This window comes from Arabiibacter massiliensis, from assembly GCF_902386925.1.
In the GTDB taxonomy this organism is placed as follows: domain Bacteria; phylum Actinomycetota; class Coriobacteriia; order Coriobacteriales; family Eggerthellaceae; genus Arabiibacter; species Arabiibacter massiliensis.
The window spans coordinates 3,257,207-3,273,643 of sequence record NZ_LR698996.1; the positions used below are offsets into that span (position 1 = coordinate 3,257,207).

General features: G+C 68.2%; 13 protein-coding genes. 6 read left to right on the forward strand and 7 right to left on the reverse strand.

Going from position 1 to position 16,437, the window contains the following annotated elements; all coding sequences use genetic code 11:
* Positions 1 to 10: 10 nt before the first annotated feature.
* Positions 11 to 742 carry an epoxyqueuosine reductase QueH gene (locus FX134_RS13945; RefSeq protein WP_080803283.1) on the reverse strand — a complete coding sequence of 244 codons (732 nt, stop codon included), beginning with the start codon at positions 740 to 742 and terminating at the stop codon, positions 11 to 13.
* Positions 743 to 823: 81 nt separating this feature from the next.
* Here FX134_RS13945 and FX134_RS13950 point away from each other — a divergent pair, with 81 nt between their 5' ends.
* From FX134_RS13950 to FX134_RS13975, 6 genes are all read left to right on the forward strand, one after another.
* On the forward strand, positions 824 to 1,699 hold the full coding sequence (locus tag FX134_RS13950; protein WP_080803286.1) for an HAD family hydrolase: 876 nt from the start codon (positions 824 to 826) through the stop codon (positions 1,697 to 1,699).
* A 2-nt stretch (positions 1,700 to 1,701) separates the two neighbouring features.
* On the forward strand, positions 1,702 to 2,847 hold the full coding sequence (tgt, locus tag FX134_RS13955) for a tRNA guanosine(34) transglycosylase Tgt (RefSeq protein ID WP_080803288.1): 1,146 nt from the start codon (positions 1,702 to 1,704) through the stop codon (positions 2,845 to 2,847).
* A 160-nt stretch (positions 2,848 to 3,007) separates the two neighbouring features.
* The gene (gene secD / locus FX134_RS13960) at positions 3,008 to 5,641 is read left to right on the forward strand and encodes a protein translocase subunit SecD (RefSeq protein WP_080803289.1); all 2,634 of its coding nucleotides are present in this window, start codon (positions 3,008 to 3,010) and stop codon (positions 5,639 to 5,641) included.
* 181 nt (positions 5,642 to 5,822) lie between these two features.
* Complete coding sequence (gene fusA, locus FX134_RS13965; RefSeq protein WP_172623503.1) at positions 5,823 to 7,895, forward strand: elongation factor G; 2,073 nt, start codon at positions 5,823 to 5,825, stop codon at positions 7,893 to 7,895.
* A 78-nt stretch (positions 7,896 to 7,973) separates the two neighbouring features.
* Positions 7,974 to 9,683: an Hsp70 family protein gene (locus FX134_RS13970; protein ID WP_080803294.1), complete on the forward strand. Its 1,710-nt coding sequence runs from the start codon at positions 7,974 to 7,976 to the stop codon at positions 9,681 to 9,683.
* 1 nt (position 9,684) lies between these two features.
* Positions 9,685 to 10,977 (forward strand): DnaJ domain-containing protein, encoded by a 1,293-nt coding sequence (locus FX134_RS13975; protein WP_080803297.1) that lies wholly within the window; start codon positions 9,685 to 9,687, stop codon positions 10,975 to 10,977.
* 37 nt (positions 10,978 to 11,014) lie between these two features.
* Here the strand turns inward: FX134_RS13975 and FX134_RS13980 are convergent, their stop codons facing one another.
* The 6 genes from FX134_RS13980 to FX134_RS14005 all read right to left on the reverse strand — a co-directional run bounded on the left by FX134_RS13980 (position 11,015) and on the right by FX134_RS14005 (position 16,387).
* Positions 11,015 to 12,814 (reverse strand): putative bifunctional diguanylate cyclase/phosphodiesterase, encoded by a 1,800-nt coding sequence (locus tag FX134_RS13980; RefSeq protein WP_080803300.1) that lies wholly within the window; start codon positions 12,812 to 12,814, stop codon positions 11,015 to 11,017.
* A gap of 196 nt (positions 12,815 to 13,010) precedes the next feature.
* A complete protein-coding gene (locus FX134_RS13985; protein ID WP_080803304.1) occupies positions 13,011 to 13,313 on the reverse strand; it encodes a hypothetical protein in 303 nt (100 codons plus the stop codon).
* A 3-nt stretch (positions 13,314 to 13,316) separates the two neighbouring features.
* Positions 13,317 to 13,601: a type II toxin-antitoxin system prevent-host-death family antitoxin gene (locus tag FX134_RS13990; protein ID WP_080803308.1), complete on the reverse strand. Its 285-nt coding sequence runs from the start codon at positions 13,599 to 13,601 to the stop codon at positions 13,317 to 13,319.
* Positions 13,602 to 13,668: 67 nt separating this feature from the next.
* Positions 13,669 to 14,142, reverse strand: coding sequence for a type II toxin-antitoxin system HicB family antitoxin (locus FX134_RS13995; RefSeq protein WP_080803311.1), 474 nt, complete (start codon positions 14,140 to 14,142; stop codon positions 13,669 to 13,671).
* Positions 14,143 to 14,164: 22 nt separating this feature from the next.
* Positions 14,165 to 14,362, reverse strand: coding sequence for a type II toxin-antitoxin system HicA family toxin (locus tag FX134_RS14000; RefSeq protein WP_080803313.1), 198 nt, complete (start codon positions 14,360 to 14,362; stop codon positions 14,165 to 14,167).
* A gap of 27 nt (positions 14,363 to 14,389) precedes the next feature.
* Positions 14,390 to 16,387 (reverse strand): MSCRAMM family protein, encoded by a 1,998-nt coding sequence (locus tag FX134_RS14005; RefSeq protein ID WP_143412216.1) that lies wholly within the window; start codon positions 16,385 to 16,387, stop codon positions 14,390 to 14,392.
* Between the last annotated feature and the right edge of the window lie 50 nt (positions 16,388 to 16,437).

Sequence of the window (16,437 nt, forward strand, 5' to 3'; positions counted from 1 at the left end):
CAATAGGGTCTCAGTCGCGCTTCTGCTCGCGGAGGGCGCGCAGGGCGGCGCGCTTGCGGGCCTGCTTCTCGGCGTAGGCCGCTCGCTCGGCGCGTTTGGCGGCGCGGGCGGCCTCCTCGGCGGCGCGCTCCTCGGCATGCGCGGCGGCCTCGGCCTCGCGCTCGGCGGCGCGCGCCCGCTTGCGCTCGGCTCGTTCGGCAGCGGCCTCGGCCGCGGAGAAGCGGCAGCCGCAGTAGTTCTGCCGGTACATGCTTAGCCTCCGGCTGCGGCGCGTGGCCTCCTCGTAGTACGGCCGGTAATCCTCGAACAAGGCGGCCACACCCGCACCTGCGGCGGCGCGCTCCAGCTCCTCGCGGATGGCCTCGGTGTACTGGTAGGGGCTCACCGAGAGCGTGGTGCCCACGGCGTCGAAGCCCCGCTCGGCGGCGACACGCGCGGCCTCCTCGAACCGCAGGCGATAGCAGGCGCGGCAGCGTTGCTCGCGCGCTGCGGGATCGCCGTCGCACAGCCCGAAGCGTCCGGCCGCGCCCTCCCACGCATCCGGCGCGTAGGGGCCCTCGACCACGGGCAGCCCCTCGCTCTCGGCCCAGGCGGCGAGCGTGTCTCGCCGGCGCGCGTACTCCTCGGCCGGCGCGATGTTCGAGTTCGCATAGTATATGGTCAGGTCGTGTCCGGCCGCGCGCAGGATGCGCGTCGGCTCGAGCGAGCACGGTCCGCAGCAGGCATGAAGTAGCAATTTCATCGGGTTTCGCACGCTCCTTCGCATCCATCGTATACTACCACGTCGAACAAAACGCATGCCGACGAACAGAAGGACGACGCAATGAGCGAACGCACCGCACCGGCCTACCGGGCCATCTTCTTCGACTTGGACGGAACCCTGCTCCCCATGGAGATCGATGAGTTCATGCGCTCGTACTTCGCCGCGCTCGGCGGCTACGTCGCGCGTTTCGGCGTGGCGCCCGAGGCGTTCATGGCCGGCATGAAGGCCGGCATCGAGAACATGGCCGCCCACGACGACGGCCGCCCGAACAGCGAGGCGTTCTGGGAGGGCTGGTTCGCGCACGTCGACGCCGACGCGTGCGATTGGCAGGTCGAGCTCGACCGCTTCTACGAGGGGCCGTTCGGCGAGCTGGGCGCGGACGTGGCGCCGAACCCGGCGGCGGCGCGCGCCGTGGACGCGCTCGCGGCCAAGGGCTACCCGCTCGTGCTGGCCACGATGCCCATGTTCCCTGAGCGCGCCGTGCGGTGGCGCCTCGAGTGGGCGGGCGTCGACCCGGACAAGTTCGCGCGCCTCACCACCTTCATGAACTCCACGAGCGTGAAGCCCAAGCCCGCCTACTACGCCGAGAACCTGGCCGCGGCCGGCGTGCACGGCGCAGACGTGCTCATGGTGGGGAACAACACGGTGGAGGACCTGGGCATCCGCTCGCTCGGGGCCGACGCGTTCCTGGTCATCGACCATCTGCTCGATCCGACGGACGGCGGCTTCGACCTGGCGGGCGTGAAGCATGGCACGATGGAAGAGTTCGCCGCGTGGGCCGAGGCGCTGCCCGTGTGCGCGGACCCGGCCGACGGCATCGAAACCGGCCTCGTAGGCGCCGCCGCGCGCGAGCGGGCGCTTGCGGAGAACCTCGCGGCCGGCGCGCGCATCGACGCCCCCGGCGCGGGCTTCGCCATCAGCGGGATCGAGGGCTAGCCGTGGCCCTCTTCGACTGCACCTGCGACGCGCAAAGCGGCCACGCCCGCGCGCTCACGTACGAGACGGCGCACGGCTCCTTCCAGACGCCGATGTTCATGCCCGTGGGCACCTCGGCCACGGTGAAGGGAGTCACCGCAGGCCAGCTGCGCGATTTGAACAGCCAGGTGGTGCTTGCGAACACGTACCACCTCTCGCTGCGTCCCGGTGCCGACGTGGTGGCCGAGGCGGGCGGCGTGCACCGCTTCATGAACTACGACGGCCCCATGCTCACCGACTCGGGCGGCTTCCAGGTGTTCAGCCTGGCCGACACGCTCAAGCTCGATGATGACGGCCTCACGTTCCGCTCCATCTACGACGGCTCGAAGGTGCGCTGGACGCCCGAGTCGAACATGGCCATCCAAGAGCAGCTGGGCGCGGATATCGCCATGCAGCTCGACCAGTGCACCCCGTACCCGGCCGAGCGCGCGTTCGTCGCGAAGGCCGTGGACCTCTCGGCCAACTGGGCGCGCCGCTGCCTGGCCGCGCACAAACGGCCCGATCAGACGCTCTTCGGCATCGTGCAGGGCGGCATGGAACTCGATCTGCGCCTTGAGTCCATCCGCCGTCTGCGCGAGATCGAAGACGAGAGCCTCAGCGCGGGCGGCCGCAGGTTCGGCGGCTTCGGCATCGGCGGCTACTCGGTGGGCGAGGACCACGAGGTGATGTTTGAGACCCTCGGCCCCGTGGCCCGCGCCTGCCCGGAGGACCGCCCGCGCTACCTCATGGGCGTGGGCAACCCCACCACGCTCGTGCGCGCGGTGCGCGAGGGCGTGGACATGTTCGACTGCGTGCTGCCCACGCGCACGGCCCGCATGGGCACCGCCTTCAGCAGCACGGGCCGCATGAACATGCGCAACGCGAAGTTCACGCGCGACTTCGGCCCGCTCGACCCGGCGTGCACGTGCCCCACGTGCCAAAACCACAGCCGCGCCTATATCCGCCATCTCGTGAAGCAAAACGAGATGCTCGGCGGCATCCTGCTCTCCATCCACAACCTGCACTACCTCATCGACCTCATGCGCCGCGCCCGCGAAGCCGTGCTGGCGGGCGCGTACGAGGAGTTCTACCAGGAATGGATGGCGAGCCCCGCCGCCAAGGACTACTAGGCCTCTGCCGGAACGGGACGTCGACCCCGTCCCGTTGTCCCCTGATTTGGAACACGGAGTGTCCGCAATCGGAGTTTTGTGGCACAATAGGACAGTTGACGTGCCGGAAGCCTCCGCGCGTCGCGAGAGACACCGAATAATGAGCGAGGGAGAAATCTCCATGGCGACAGCCCAGAAACCGAAGAAGAAGCCGAGCCGCACCACGGACCGGCGCAACGTCTGGCTCCTCATCATCACGACCCTGCTGGTCATCGGGTCCGTGATCATGTTCACGCCGCCGCAGGAGAAGATCAACCAGGGCCTGGACATCCAGGGCGGCCTGTCGGTGGTGCTCACGGCGAAGGGTGCGGACGGCGCCCAGGTCACGGGCGAGGACATGGAGAAGAGCCGCGCCATCATCGAGAGCCGCGTGAACGCGCTCGGCGCCTCGGAGGCCGTGGTGCAGGTGCAGGGCGCCGACCAGATCCTCGTACAGATCCCCGGCCTCACGAACACCGAGGATGCGCTCAACACCATCGGCAAGACCGGCAAGCTGGAGTTCGCCCGCCTCGACTCGTTCACCGACGAGGACGCGAAGACCAAGATCGACAACGGCCAGGCCACCGGCGAGGGCGTCATCACCGACGAGTTCGGCAACTCGCTGCCCTCGGGCACCACCGAGCACCTCAAGGTGGAGGACGGCACGTACACGCCGCTCGTCACGGGCGCCAACATCACTAACGTGAGCATCGGCAAGCCCTCCGAGACGGCCACCGACTACGCCGTGAACCTCAAGCTCGACGCCGAGGGCACCGCCGCGTTCGCCGAGGCCTCGAAGGAGCTCGTGGGCGAGCACGGCAAGATCGTCATCATCCTGGACAACGAGGTGCAGCAGGCCCCCGCCATCCAGGATGAGATCCTGAACGGCGACGTGCAGATCACCGGCGGCTACACGCTCGACGAGGCCAAGGCGCTCCAGACGGTGCTCGAAAGCGGCTCGCTTCCCGTGAGCTTCGAATACGCGCAGAGCCAGACCGTCGGCCCGACGCTCGGCCAGGACGCGCTGGCATCCGGCGTGCTGGTGGCGCTCATCGGCCTGGCCGTGGTCATGCTCTACCTTTTGTTCTTCTATCGTGGCCTCGGCCTCATCACCGCGGCGGCCATGATGATCTTCGCGGTGCTCTATCTGGGCATCCTGGCGACGCTTTCCGCGTTCGGCCTGTTCAGCCTGTCGCTCGCGGGCATCGCGGGCATCGTGCTCACCATCGGCATGGCGGCCGACTCCTCCATCCTCACCATGGAGCGCTTCCGCGAGGAGATACGCATGGGACGCAGCGTGCGCGCCGCGTCCATCACCGGCGTCAAGCACGCCATCATCACCTCGGTGGACGCCGACCTCGTCACGCTGGTGTCGGCGCTGTCGCTGTTCTTCCTGGCCAGCGCCTCGGTCAAGGGCTTCGGATTGACGCTCGCGCTCGGCATCGTGTGCGACATCGCCATGATGCTCCTGTTCAAGGCGCCGCTCATCCGCGTGCTCGCGCCGAAGGTGATCGCGCGCCATCCCGGCTTCTGGGGCGTGAAGGACAGCATCGCCGCCTCGAAGGACTACGCGGCCCTCGCGGCTGCCGAGGGCACGAGCGCCGCGGCCGCCGAGGCGGGCGAGGCCATCAACGCCTCCGAGTCCTCCCAGGTGGCCGAGGCGCGCGACGGGGCCGAGGGCGCCTCGGCCGCGAAGGCGGCGCGCAAGCCGCGCGGCAAGTTCATCAAGCACGACATCAACTTCCTCGGGTACCGCCGCGTGTTCCTCACCGTGGCCGCCGTGCTCGTGTGCGTGTCGCTGGCCATCGTGGGCGTGAAGGGGCTCAACTTCGGCATCGAGTTCGTGGGCGGCACGTCGGTGTCGTTCCACGGCACGGGGGACGTGACCACCGAGCAGATGCGCGCCGCCTTCGACGAGGCGGGCGAGCCCGACGCCGTCATCCAGACCACCAACGCCGACGGCGACGAGGGCTTCCTCGTGCGCACCACCACCACGAGCGCCGAGGAGGCCACCTCGCGCGCCAACGACGTGGCCGATAAGCTGGGCCTTTCCACCGACAGCTTCGAGGTGACCACCATCGGGCCCGACTGGGGCGCGAGCGTCATCCAGTCGTCGCTCATCGCGTTTCTGGTGTCCATCGTGCTCATCATCATCTACATCGCCATCCGCTTCGAGTATAAGATGGGCGTCACCGCCATCGTGGCGCTGCTGCACGACCTGGTGCTGGTCATGGGCATCTACGCGCTCGTGGGCCGCGAGGTGAACCCCAACACCATCGCCGCGCTGCTCACCATCTTGGGCTACTCGCTCTACGACACCGTGGTGGTGTTCCACCGCATCAACGACAACATGCAGTCCGACGACATCAAGTGCACGTTCATGACGATGGCGAACCACTCCATCAACCAGGTGCTCGTGCGCACCATCAACACCACCCTGACCTCGCTCATCCCGGTGCTGGCCATGCTCTTGTTCGGCGGCGAGACGCTCAAGGACTTCGCCTTCGCCATGGTCATCGGCCTGGTGTGCGGCTCGTACTCGTCCATCGCGGTGGCGAGCCCGCTCTACGCCATGTGGAAGACGCGCGAGCCCCATTACGCGAAGCTCGTGAAGAAGTTCGGGCCCGAGGTCGGCCGCTTCCAGTTCGGCAACCCCAACGCCATGGCGAGCGCCCAGTCTTCGAAGAAGGCCGTGAAGGCCGCCGCGGCCAAGCAGGCGCCGGCGAAGCCCGCCAAGGGCAAGCGCGCAGGCGGCAAGCGCCCCAACAAGAAGTAGCCCGTCGGCGGCCCCGGAGTTCCCGGGGCCGCCGCTTTTCACGGCGCGCTTCGGCCCGTTCGCCGCGCGCCCAATTCCGGCGTTGTGGACGTCGAACGCGGCCGTTTGCGATACACTACGGTTCATGAGGTTTCATGTTCGCGTTTGATGTTTGAGGTTACCGGGAAGGTTGGTGGTCCACATGGCAGCTCCTGCTACCGAACACGTGCGAAACATCGTGCTGGTCGGCCAAGACGGCGCCGGCAAGACATCGCTCGCCGAGGCGATGCTGCACGTCTCCGGCCGTACGCCCCGCATGGGCACGACGCACGACGGGAAATCCTACCTCGACTACGACGAGGAGGAGATCCGGCGCAAGTTCACCATCGGCACGTCCATCGCCCCCATCCCCTACAAGGACTACAAGATCAATTTGCTGGACACCTCCGGCCATCCCGACTTCATCGGCGACACGCTGGCCACCATGCAGGCGGCCGAGATGGCGCTCTTTGTGGTGGACGCCGTGGCGGGCCCGCAGGTCATGACCACGAAGCTGTGGCGGGCGGCCGAGGACATGCGCCTGTCGCGCGCCGTGTTCATCAACCACATCGACCGCGAGAACGCCGACTTCGACACGGCCATGGCGCTGCTGCACGCGCGCTTCGGCTCGCGCCTGGGGCCGGTGACCATCCCCATCGGCGTCGACAAGGATTTCCAGGGCGTCATCGACATCATCCGCATGAAGGCCCGCTACTTCGACAAGGGCAGCGAGCAGGAGCGCATCGAGGACATCCCGGCCGACTACGCCGACGCCGCCCAGGCCGCGCGCGACAAGCTGTGCGATCTGGTGGCCGAGGCCGACGACGAGCTGATGATGAAGTACCTCGACGGCGAGGAGCAGCTCACGCAGGAGGAGCTCGAGCAGCTGCTCGACAAGGCCATCGCCCAGGAGCTGTTCATCCCCGTGTTCGTGGGCTCCACCATCATCGAGCAGGGCATCCAGGGCGTCATGGAGGACATCGCCACCTACTTCCCGCACCCGCGCCACCACGGCCGCTTCCGCCTGGCCAACGGCGAGGAGACGCTGGTGGACGAGAGCGGCGAGCCGGCCGCGTTCGTGTTCAAGACCGTGTCCGACCCGTTCGTGGGGCGCCTGAGCTTCGTGAAGGTGATCTCGGGCATCCTCGAGCCGGGCATGGAGCTGGTGAACGCGCGCACGGGCAAGAAGGACCGCCTGGGGCACCTCTACGTGATGATGGGCAAGGAGGCCACCGACGTGAAGAGCGCCAAGGCCGGCGATATCATCGTGGTGCCCAAGCTTACCGACACGCGCGCCGGCGACACGCTGTCGAAGTCCGGCGACGTGGCCATCGACCCGCTGCCGCTGCCCGTGCCGCAGTACCCCGTGGCCATCGAGGCCGTCAACAAGAAGGACGAGGACAAGCTGGGCACGTTCCTGTCGCGCGCGGTGGAGAACGATCCCACCCTGCGCGTGAGCCGCAGCGAGGAGACGCACCAGACCGTGATCACCGCCATGGGCGAGGCCCAGGTGGAGACGCTGCTCGCGCGCCTCAAGGAGCAGACGGGCGTCGAGGCGAAGCTCGTGGCCGTGCGCATCCCGTACCGCGAGACCATCCGCAAGAAGGCCGAGGCGCAGGGCCGCCACAAGAAGCAGACGGGCGGCGCCGGCCAGTTCGGCGACTGCTGGCTGCGCCTGGAGCCCAACCCCGGCGCGGGCTACGAGTTCATCGACGAGATCGTGGGCGGCAAGATCCCGCGCGGCTACCTGCCGGCCATCGACAAGGGCGTGCAGGATGCCATGGCCGAGGGCTTCTTGGCGGGATACCCCATGGAGGACATCAAGTGCGCCGTGTACGACGGTTCGTACCATGCGGTCGACTCCAACGAGATGGCGTTCAAGACGGCCGCGCGCATCGGCTTCCGCGCCGCGTGCGAGAAGGCCGATCCCATCCTGCTCGAGCCGATGGCCAACCTCAACGTCACGGTGGGCGAGGACTACGCCGGCGCCGTGATGGGCGACATCTCCACGAGGCGCGGCCGCATCGTGGGCACCGACTCCAACGACGCGGGCGAGACGGTCATCATGGTGCGCGTGCCCTACGCCGAGGTGGTCACCTATACCAAGGACCTGCGTTCCATCACGCGCGGCTCGGGCAGCTACACCATCGAGCTCGAGGGCTACGACCCCGCGCCGGCCGACGTGACCAAGAAGCTGGTGGAAGCCTACCAAGCCGCACGCGCCGCCGGCAATTAACCCGGGGACAGGGCGCCTCCTTTCGGTATAATGGAACCGAATCGATAGGATTTGGTTTCCAGCGGAAAGCGAGGCGCCATGGCCCTCATCGGCATCGATCTCGGTACCACCAACAGCCTGGCGGCGGCGTTCGTCGACGGCGAGAGCGTGCTCATCCCCAACCGGTTCGGCGAGTTCCTCACGCCCAGCGTGGTGCATGTGGACTCCCAGAACCAGGTAACGGTGGGCAAGTTGGCCAAGGAGCGGCTCATCTCGCAGCCCGAGCGCACTGCGTCGCTGTTCAAGCGCCTGATGGGGACCGATGCAACCGTGAAGCTCGGCAGGAGGAAGTTCACTCCCGCCGAGCTTTCCTCTTTGGTGATCAGGCAGCTGTGCGCCGATGCCGAGGCGTTTTTGGGCGAGCCGGTGGAGGAGGCGGTGGTCAGCGTGCCGGCGTACTTCGACGTGGCGCAGCGCGCGGCCACCAAGCAGGCGGGCGCGCTTGCGGGCGTGCGGGTGGAGCGCCTGGTGAACGAGCCCTCGGCGGCGGCCCTCTCCGTCCACGAGCAGGGGGTGGACGAGGCGTTCGTGGTGTTCGACTTCGGCGGCGGCACGCTGGACGTGTCGGTGGTGGACTGCTTCGACAACGTCGTGGGCATCAGCGCGGTGTCGGGCGACAACCGCCTGGGCGGCAGCGACTTCGACCGCATCATCGCGAGCCTGCTGTGCCGGGAGAACGGCGCGTCCTTCGACGAGCTGGACCGCTGCGCCCAGGAGAGCGTCCTGCGCACGGCGGAGCGGGCCAAGCGCGCGCTGCAGGTTAGCGACGTGGCGGAGGTGCGAAGCCCCCTCCCGCAGCTGCCCCGGCCGGCGACGCTTACGAACGCGTTGCTGTTCAAGCTTGCCGACGGCCTGTTCGACCGCATGAAGAAGCCCATCAAGCAGGCCGTGTACGATTCCGACATCCCCAGCGAGGATATATCCAAGGTGGTGCTGGTGGGAGGGTCGTGCCACATGCCCATCGTGCGAAGCTACCTGGCCGAGCTGCTGAACGTGGGCGTGACCGACGACGGCGACTGCGACGTGGCGGTGGCGCGCGGGCTGGGCGCCTACGTGGGCATCAAGCAGCGCGCAAGCGAAGTACGCGACATCGTGCTCACCGACATCTGCCCCTTCTCGCTCAGCACGGCGGTGAGCAACCCGGACCCGCCGTATTACGAGCTGGCCTCGGTGCTCATCCCACGCAACACCATCCTTCCCTCGAGCGCCACCAACCGGTACTCGGCGACGGTGCCGGGCCAGAAGGGCATCCGCATCGCGGTGTACCAAGGCGAGGGCGTCTACGCCAAGGACAACGCGAAGCTTACCGAGTTCGAGGTGAAGATACCCGTGAACCGCAAGGAATGCGAGGCGATGGAGCTTACGTACACCTACGACATCAACGCCATCCTGGCTGTGGAGGCGAAGGTGCTTTCCACGGGGAAGGTGACGCGGCTCGTGTACGCAGGTGACGGGTGGTCGGCTGACAAGCGGGCCGTGGCGCGCATCGACTCCGTGAAGCTGGCGGTGGCCAGCGACTCCCGTACGCTCGACCACGACTGCCTGGTGGAGCGCGCGCTGCGCATGGCGGCCGAGAGCGACGAGGAGACGCGCGACTACCTGGTGGGGCTGCTCGCCCAGTACGAGCGCGTCGCGAGATCGAACAGCGCGCGCATCTTCTCCCAGAAAACCCGCGAGTTCGGCGAGATCCTCGACCTCATCGACTCCATGAAGGAGAGCGACGGCATCTTCTGGAAGTGGGAGGAATAGCGTGGACATCTGGGACATTCTGGGCATCCGGCCGACGAAGAAGAAGCGCGAGATCAAGCGGGCCTACGCGCGCCAGGTGGCACAGCACCATCCCGAGGACCATCCCGAGGAGTTCCAGCTGGTCCAGGCCGCCTACGAGCGCGCGCTCCTGTGGGCCGACGACAAGGCGGGCCGGGTGTCGTCCGTCATGGACGCGCCGGCTGCGCAGGCGGCGGCCGAGGCGGGCGCGGGGGCGAAGCCCGCCGGGGGTGGGAGCGACGGCGGCGCGCGGCGTGCTGGGAGCGAGCGGCGTGCCGGCGGCGGCCGCGACGGCGAGCGGCCCGGCGGCCGCGACGGGGTGCCGGGCCGTTCCGCGCCGCAACGCCCATCGGAGCCGCCCGCCCTCATCGCAAGCGCCGGGGCGCCAAGGCGCAGCCTGTTCGCCGACGGCGCGGAGGAGCCCGGCGAATATCCCGAAGGCGCGGCGCTCGAAGGAGGGGACGGCTTCCCGGCCTCCGACATCATCCGCGAGAGCCTTCGGGAGGACGCGCGCGAGGCGCGGCAGGCACGCGAGTGGCTGGACGAGGTGTCCGCGCTGCTGGCGCGCGGGGAGAGCCTGGCGGATTTCCTGGAGCCGAAGCGGCGCTCGTCGGCGCTGCGCGACGAGCGGTTCCTCCTCCAGGTGGGCAAGCATCTGCGGCCCTTTGTGGGAACGCTCGGCAAGGAGGAGGTGAAGCGGCTCCTCGCCCTGTTCTCCGACTACGAGGGCGAGGCGGGCGCGGGCACGTACGACCTGCTGGGCATGCTGAACGCGCGCAGGGAGGTGCTCTACGCGCGCCGGACCAAGGTGACCTATGCGTTGGTGATGATAGGGACGGTTCTGGTGATCGCCGCCTATGGCGCGTTCTCCTACGCCGCCGGGTTCGGTAGGATGGGCATGTTGCGCGACCGCGTGGAGCACGCCGAGGAGCGCCGGGAGGCCGCGCGGGAGATCCAGGAGAAGCTGGACGTTGTGGAGAAGATGAACGAGGGCCAGGAGCGCATCGACAAGCTGCAGGCCCTCGTGGACGAGCGCGCCGACGAGAACCGCGCGGAGATAGCCGCCCGCCTGGGGGAGAGCCTCGGCGGCACCTGGGAGGTGGTGGACGAGCGCATCGTCGTCGGCCCCCTGGAGAAAGCCTACGTCACCGTGCGCGAGGCGGAGACGGGGGAGGAGCAGCAGGTGATGGTGTCTTTCAGCTTCGCCGACGGCACGGTGTCCTCCGTGGACGACACCTTCCTCGCCCTCCAGCGCTCTGCGGCGGCGGGGGAATGAGTCAAAGGGGCATCGTCGCATTCCCCGTCCCTTCGTCTCATCCCGCCGCATCCGGGCTGTAGCGCGCTGCGAACTCCTCGAAGGGCAGGGGGCGCGCGAACACGTAGCCTTGGCCGATCTCGCATCCCAGGTCGTGGAGCAGCTGGGCCTGCTCGCGCGTCTCGATGCCCTCGCACACCGTCTTCACGCCCAGGTCGCGGGCCAGGTCGATGACGCTTTCCAGCACGCGGCGCGAGCGGACGTCGTCCTCGCTCTCCGAGAGGAAGCCGCGGTCAATCTTCAGCACGTCGATGGGCATCCGGCGCAAAAGCGACAGCGACGAGTAGCCCGTGCCGAAGTCGTCGACGGCGATGGGGAAGCCCTGGGCCTGCAGGTTGGCGAGGATGCGGATGACCGCCTCCTCGTCGACGGCGAACGCGCTCTCGGTGACCTCGAGGTGCAGGCGGGGCGGGGATACGCTCCACTGCTCGACCAGGCGGGCGAAGCGCTCCTCGAAGCCGTTCTGCATGAGGGTGATGCGCGAGAGGTTGACCGCCAGATGCGGCGCGTCCCCGGTCTGCGCGGATAGCGCGGGCTGGAGCCGCCGGCAGGCCTGCTCCAGCATGTGGAAGTCCAGCTCCACGACGAAGCCGTTGCGCTCGAACAGCGGGATGAAGCGGTCGGGCGTGAGGAATCCCAGGTCGGGGGAGTCCCAACGGCACAGCATCTCGCCGCCGATAAAACCGCCGTCCTTGAGCGAGAACTGCGGTTGGACGTACGCGGCGAACTCGCCGCGCTCGAGCGCCTCGGCCATGTGGCGCACGACGCTTTGCCGGAAGGCCAGGGTGGAGCGGAACTCGTCGTCGTAGCGGGCGATGAGGTCGGTGCCCGTGCCCTCCTTCAGCACGACGGCGGCGTTGCTGATGCCCGTGGCCACGTCGCCGTCCTCGCCCGTCAGCTCGAAGACGCCGTAGCCGCAGACGAGGCGGTCGGAGAACGGCAGGTCGTCGCGCACTTTGAGCTGCGCGGCCACCTGGGCGGCCAGAAGCTCTACCCGCGCGCCGGAGTTGCGCAGCAGCAGGGCGAAATGGTCGGCGTTCAGATGCGCCACGATTTCACCGCGCCGCGCCGCCTGCCTCAGCAGGTCGTGCAGCGCTCGGATGACGTCGTCGCCGGCGGGACGGCCGAACGACTCGTTGATCACGCGGAAGTTCTCGACGTTGGTGTACACCGCCAGATAGGAGCGCGGCGGGGCTGAGCGCACGGCCTCCCCGGCGAGGCGCTCGAACGCGGTCTCGTTGTAGCCGCCGGTCAAACGGTCGGTGTCGTAGGCGCGCTGCTGCTCGATGTGGTAGGTGCGCTCTCTGAGCGCGACGATGGTGGACACCAGCACCACGAGCGCGATGCAGCCGACGATGGTCCACAGCAGGTCGCGCTCAGCGCGGTGCTGGGCGGAGAGCACCATGGCGTCGGCCTGGGCGAAATGCGCCTCGGAGAGCTCGAGGAGGCGCTCGGGCGACCCCCCGCCGTCCTCCATGGCCGCGAACTGCTCCTTGATGAGCTGCCAGGTGCCGCTCACCTGCTCGAGGTCGTCGGTGAACTCGCGGGAGGCGTTCGATTCGATCGGCCGTTTCTCCTCCTCGAGGAAGAGCCGGTCGATCAGATCGTCGACGCGTGCCACGATGGCGTCGTTGGGCTTTCCGGAGAGCGCGAGCTTCACGGATTGCTGGGTGCCCCCGCGGACGACTCCGGCGTTGTTGATGGTCTGGGCGTAGGACTGCATCTGCACGAGCGCGAAGATGAGCGCGCCTGCGCAGATGACCCATGCGGCCAGAACCGCCAGAACCTTCGGCTTCAACCCGGCGCCGCCTTTCCCCTTATGGTATACTCCGCAATCTTACCATGTCGAACGGTGTTTTCGGGGGAGGACGGAGCGAGAGGCCCTGAAACGCTCGGCGGCGCTCCTGCTGGGACTCGTGCTGCGCAAGCCCGTGATCAAGCTCAACGACTTCGTCATCGAGAAGCCCGAGGAGACGAAGATCATGCGAGGGGCGCTACTCCCAACCGCGAAAACGACGGGTCGGGTCGGTTCGTTGGTCGGCCAGCTCAAGCACGAAGACAGTGCGCTCTTGGTGGTCGACCGCGTAATAGTATGTGAAGCGGGTTCCGGGGACGGCGAGATGGCGGCAGGCGAAAGGGGGCTGTGCCGCATCGTACGACGGATCGTATGTCCGCCCGCTTTCGGGCAGCGTCTCAAGAAGCTCCGCCGCCCTTTTCAGGCGCTCGATGATCGGGCGACTTGAAATGCCGGCAAGCTTGCGTTTCACCTGCTCCGACATGACGATATCGTAATCCATTTCCTATGCCCATCCGCGAGAGCGGGCTATCTCGTCGAACACCTCGTCGGCGGGGTACACCCTTCCGGCTTTCACGTCTTCGTAACCGCGCATGATGCCCTCGTAAACGCGCATCTCCTCTTCGCGTTTCAAGTACGCTATCTGTTCGTCGTATGCCTCCGCGTCCATCACGACGAGTGAGGCAGATCCGTTTTTCGTCAAGTAAATCGGCTCCTTCGTTTCGCGGCATATCTCGGTGATGCCCTTGATGTTTCGCTGCAGTTCGCTGACAGGCTTGATGATGGGCATGAAGGCCTCCTTCAAAGTAAGGTCTTCATACTTTAACATGAAAATCTTCAATAAATCAAATGAAGATTCACACCGTCTTTGAGAATGACGCTGCCGAGGGCCTTTCGGCCTTCGGCCTGCCGGCTCGGCGGGGCGAGTTCGCGTACGCTTCGACGCTCGCAACGGTGACCATGGTGCCGAGTGCATCCCTCTCGGCGACAAGCCTGCCCGCCGCAATCAGCTGGGACACGCGGGCCGGCGTGACGGCCAGCCTCCGCGCAGCCTCGGCGGCGGAGATCGTCGGCTCGCCGAGGACGAGGGAGCCGGAGTCGACGCAGACGTAAACCACCTCGCCGTCGGGCGCCGAGATCCGCGTCGCTTTCGGAGCCTCCATGCGGCTTGCCGCGAGGGCGGCGAGGTGGGTTTCAATGCCGTCGGCGATGCTCGCGACCGAATCGACGAACGTAGGGCCTTGACCGAAGCATCCTGGCAGATCGGGAGCCTCCGCCCAGTAGCCTCCTTCTTCCGATGCCCGGATGACGGCCCCGTAAATGCGCTTCATCGCGATCCTTTCCGCAGGTGGCCTATTCCCACCCTGCAATGCTCTTAATCGCCCGGTAGATGTTCTTGTCGACTTCCTTCTCGCCCATATCGAGGGTGATCAAACGCGGGTTACCGGGTTTGGAGAAGTTCGCGTGGTCGCCCTTGCCGCGCCGTTTGACCCACCCTTCTTGGACGAGCCTCGACGCCACTTTCCTCGTGTCCCTGGACTCTTTCGGCATCCGGCCTCCTGACCAGTATATCATAAACTATTTATAATTATTGAGGCACGTTCGCATGCGGGAGCGGGCGGCGAGGGTCGCGGCGAGGGCAGAGACGGCAAGAACGGTCGCGAGAGCCGCAGGCGCGCGGGCGGGGTCGCCGGTTTCGACGGCGTTGGCCTCGCCGGGCGCGGCCGGAACGGCCTTGTTCTCGACATCCAGTCGGTAGGCGCGGCCGTGCTCGGTCACGTCCACGGCGATCTCGGGCGCGGGGAGGAAGCCCTCCGGCGTGGTGGACGGGTCCTCGCGCACGAGATAGGTTCCGTAGGGGAGCGCCCCCGGCTCGTCCGGGCGCGCGGTGGTGGCGAGGCCCTCCTCGTCGGTTACGAGGCGCGCGACCGTGCGCCCGGATGCCTTATGGACTACGTCGAAGGCCACGCCGGGAAGCGCCCCCGCCCCCGCGCCCGTCTTGACGATCTCGATGTCGCCCCTGATCACCTGGTCGGCCACCTCGGGCGCGGCGAACACGCCGTCGAGCGGGTCCGTTCCCTTGGCCTTGACGGGCACGACGACGGCCGCGCGCTCGGGCAGGAGGTAGCCCTCGGGCGGGCGCGTCTCGCGCACCACGACGGTGCCGAGCGGCAGCCCCGGCCCCGCGCCCGCGTCGGGCAGCCCCGCCGCGTCGAGGCGCGCGACGCCGTCCTCGCCGGTGGCCGCGCGCAGCACGAGCGTCGGCCCCGCGTCTGCGGCCTCGATCTGCTCGATCGTATCGAACGACCCCGCGTAGTGCTCGAAGGTGAATTCCGCGCCGGCGAGCGTCGCGTCGCCCTGCGGTTCGGCGAGCCCGGTTTCCGCATCCAGCTTCCGCACGGCCTCCTCGACGGGGGCGAGCTGCGGCATATCGGCGACCTGCGCAAGCGCTGCTGCGCCCGCGCGGCAGTCGTCGATGGAGAGCACGACCGGGCAGGCGCGCCCGTCGAGCGAGAAGCCCGGCGGCGGGGCTATCTCCTTGACCCAGTACGTTCCCGGCCACAGCTCGGCCGCGCATCGGCCCGCGCCGTCGCCGCCGGTGGCGACGCGCGTGACCTCGTCGGTGCAAGCGGCGTCCGCGTACACGCCGTACACGGCTCCGGCGAGCGAGTAGCAGGGGGAGCCGCCTCCGACGTCCGGTGCCGCCGAGCCCTTGACCAGCTCGATCGACCCGCGAAGCGGCGCCTCCCAGCTGTCGGCGCGCACGGCGGCGCCGCCGGCCACGGCCAGGGCCTGCGGGCCGCCGTCAAGCCCGTAGCCGCGCGGGGGCTCGACCTCGCGCAGGACGTACTTGCCGATGGGCACGTCCGCAGCGACGGCCCGGCCGTCGGCATCCGTGGCCATCTCGGCGACCACCGAGCCGTCCGCAGCCTCCACCTGGTAGCGCGCGCCGGCCAGCGTCGCCTCGGGCACGGCCTGCGCATAGCCCTCCGGAGCGTGCTTGACCACCTCAACGTCGCCGTAGAGCCAGAGGGAGAAGCCGCCCACGTCCTGCGCGCCGTGGGGCGAGTAGTGGTTGGGGTACATGGCCGCGCCCGAGCAGTCGATGGCGATGCGGTAGCCCCCGTCCGCCCCGCGCGTGCCCGTGAAGGGGTAGTGCCCCGGCACCGGCGTGCCGTACAGCGGGCCCGACGTGCAGACCCCCTCGGCCTCGACGCCGTACTGCGGGAAGCCCACGCGGAAGCGGTTGCCGCCCGCCGCGCCGTCCACCTCGGGATTCAGGCATTCGACGTAGCAGGTGCCGCTGATGGAGGAGGGGGCGGCGCATGCCGGCTCGGGCGCGCAGCAAGCGAGGCCGCAGGCGAGGAGGATGCCGATCGCCGCGAGCAGCGCCGGCAGCCCTCCGCGTCGGCGCGCGGGAAGGGCCCCCGCTCTCGCGAAGGCCCCTCGCCGCATCGTCGATCCTGCTGCATGCCGTCTGCTCATAGCCGCCCCCTCCTTGCCGATGGCGGCACCGCCTTGATGCCGCACCACCATCATAGCGAGGCGATCCAGCGCGCCGATGGCGCAGATCAAGCAGAACGCCGTTCCGATCCATCGCGGATCCAGCGCAGGTGCGGCGCGTT

What these genes read in the sequence shown, in the direction of transcription:
- FX134_RS13945 (WP_080803283.1), bottom strand. Translation starts at nt 742, where the DNA reads ATGAAATTGCTACTTCATGCCTGCTGCGGACCGTGCTCGCTCGAGCCG.
- FX134_RS13950 (WP_080803286.1), top strand. Translation starts at nt 824, where the DNA reads ATGAGCGAACGCACCGCACCGGCCTACCGGGCCATCTTCTTCGACTTG.
- secD (WP_080803289.1), top strand. Translation starts at nt 3,008, where the DNA reads ATGGCGACAGCCCAGAAACCGAAGAAGAAGCCGAGCCGCACCACGGAC.
- fusA (WP_172623503.1), top strand. Translation starts at nt 5,823, where the DNA reads ATGGCAGCTCCTGCTACCGAACACGTGCGAAACATCGTGCTGGTCGGC.
- FX134_RS13970 (WP_080803294.1), top strand. Translation starts at nt 7,974, where the DNA reads ATGGCCCTCATCGGCATCGATCTCGGTACCACCAACAGCCTGGCGGCG.
- FX134_RS13985 (WP_080803304.1), bottom strand. Translation starts at nt 13,313, where the DNA reads ATGGATTACGATATCGTCATGTCGGAGCAGGTGAAACGCAAGCTTGCC.
- FX134_RS13990 (WP_080803308.1), bottom strand. Translation starts at nt 13,601, where the DNA reads ATGCCCATCATCAAGCCTGTCAGCGAACTGCAGCGAAACATCAAGGGC.
- FX134_RS13995 (WP_080803311.1), bottom strand. Translation starts at nt 14,142, where the DNA reads ATGAAGCGCATTTACGGGGCCGTCATCCGGGCATCGGAAGAAGGAGGC.
- FX134_RS14000 (WP_080803313.1), bottom strand. Translation starts at nt 14,362, where the DNA reads ATGCCGAAAGAGTCCAGGGACACGAGGAAAGTGGCGTCGAGGCTCGTC.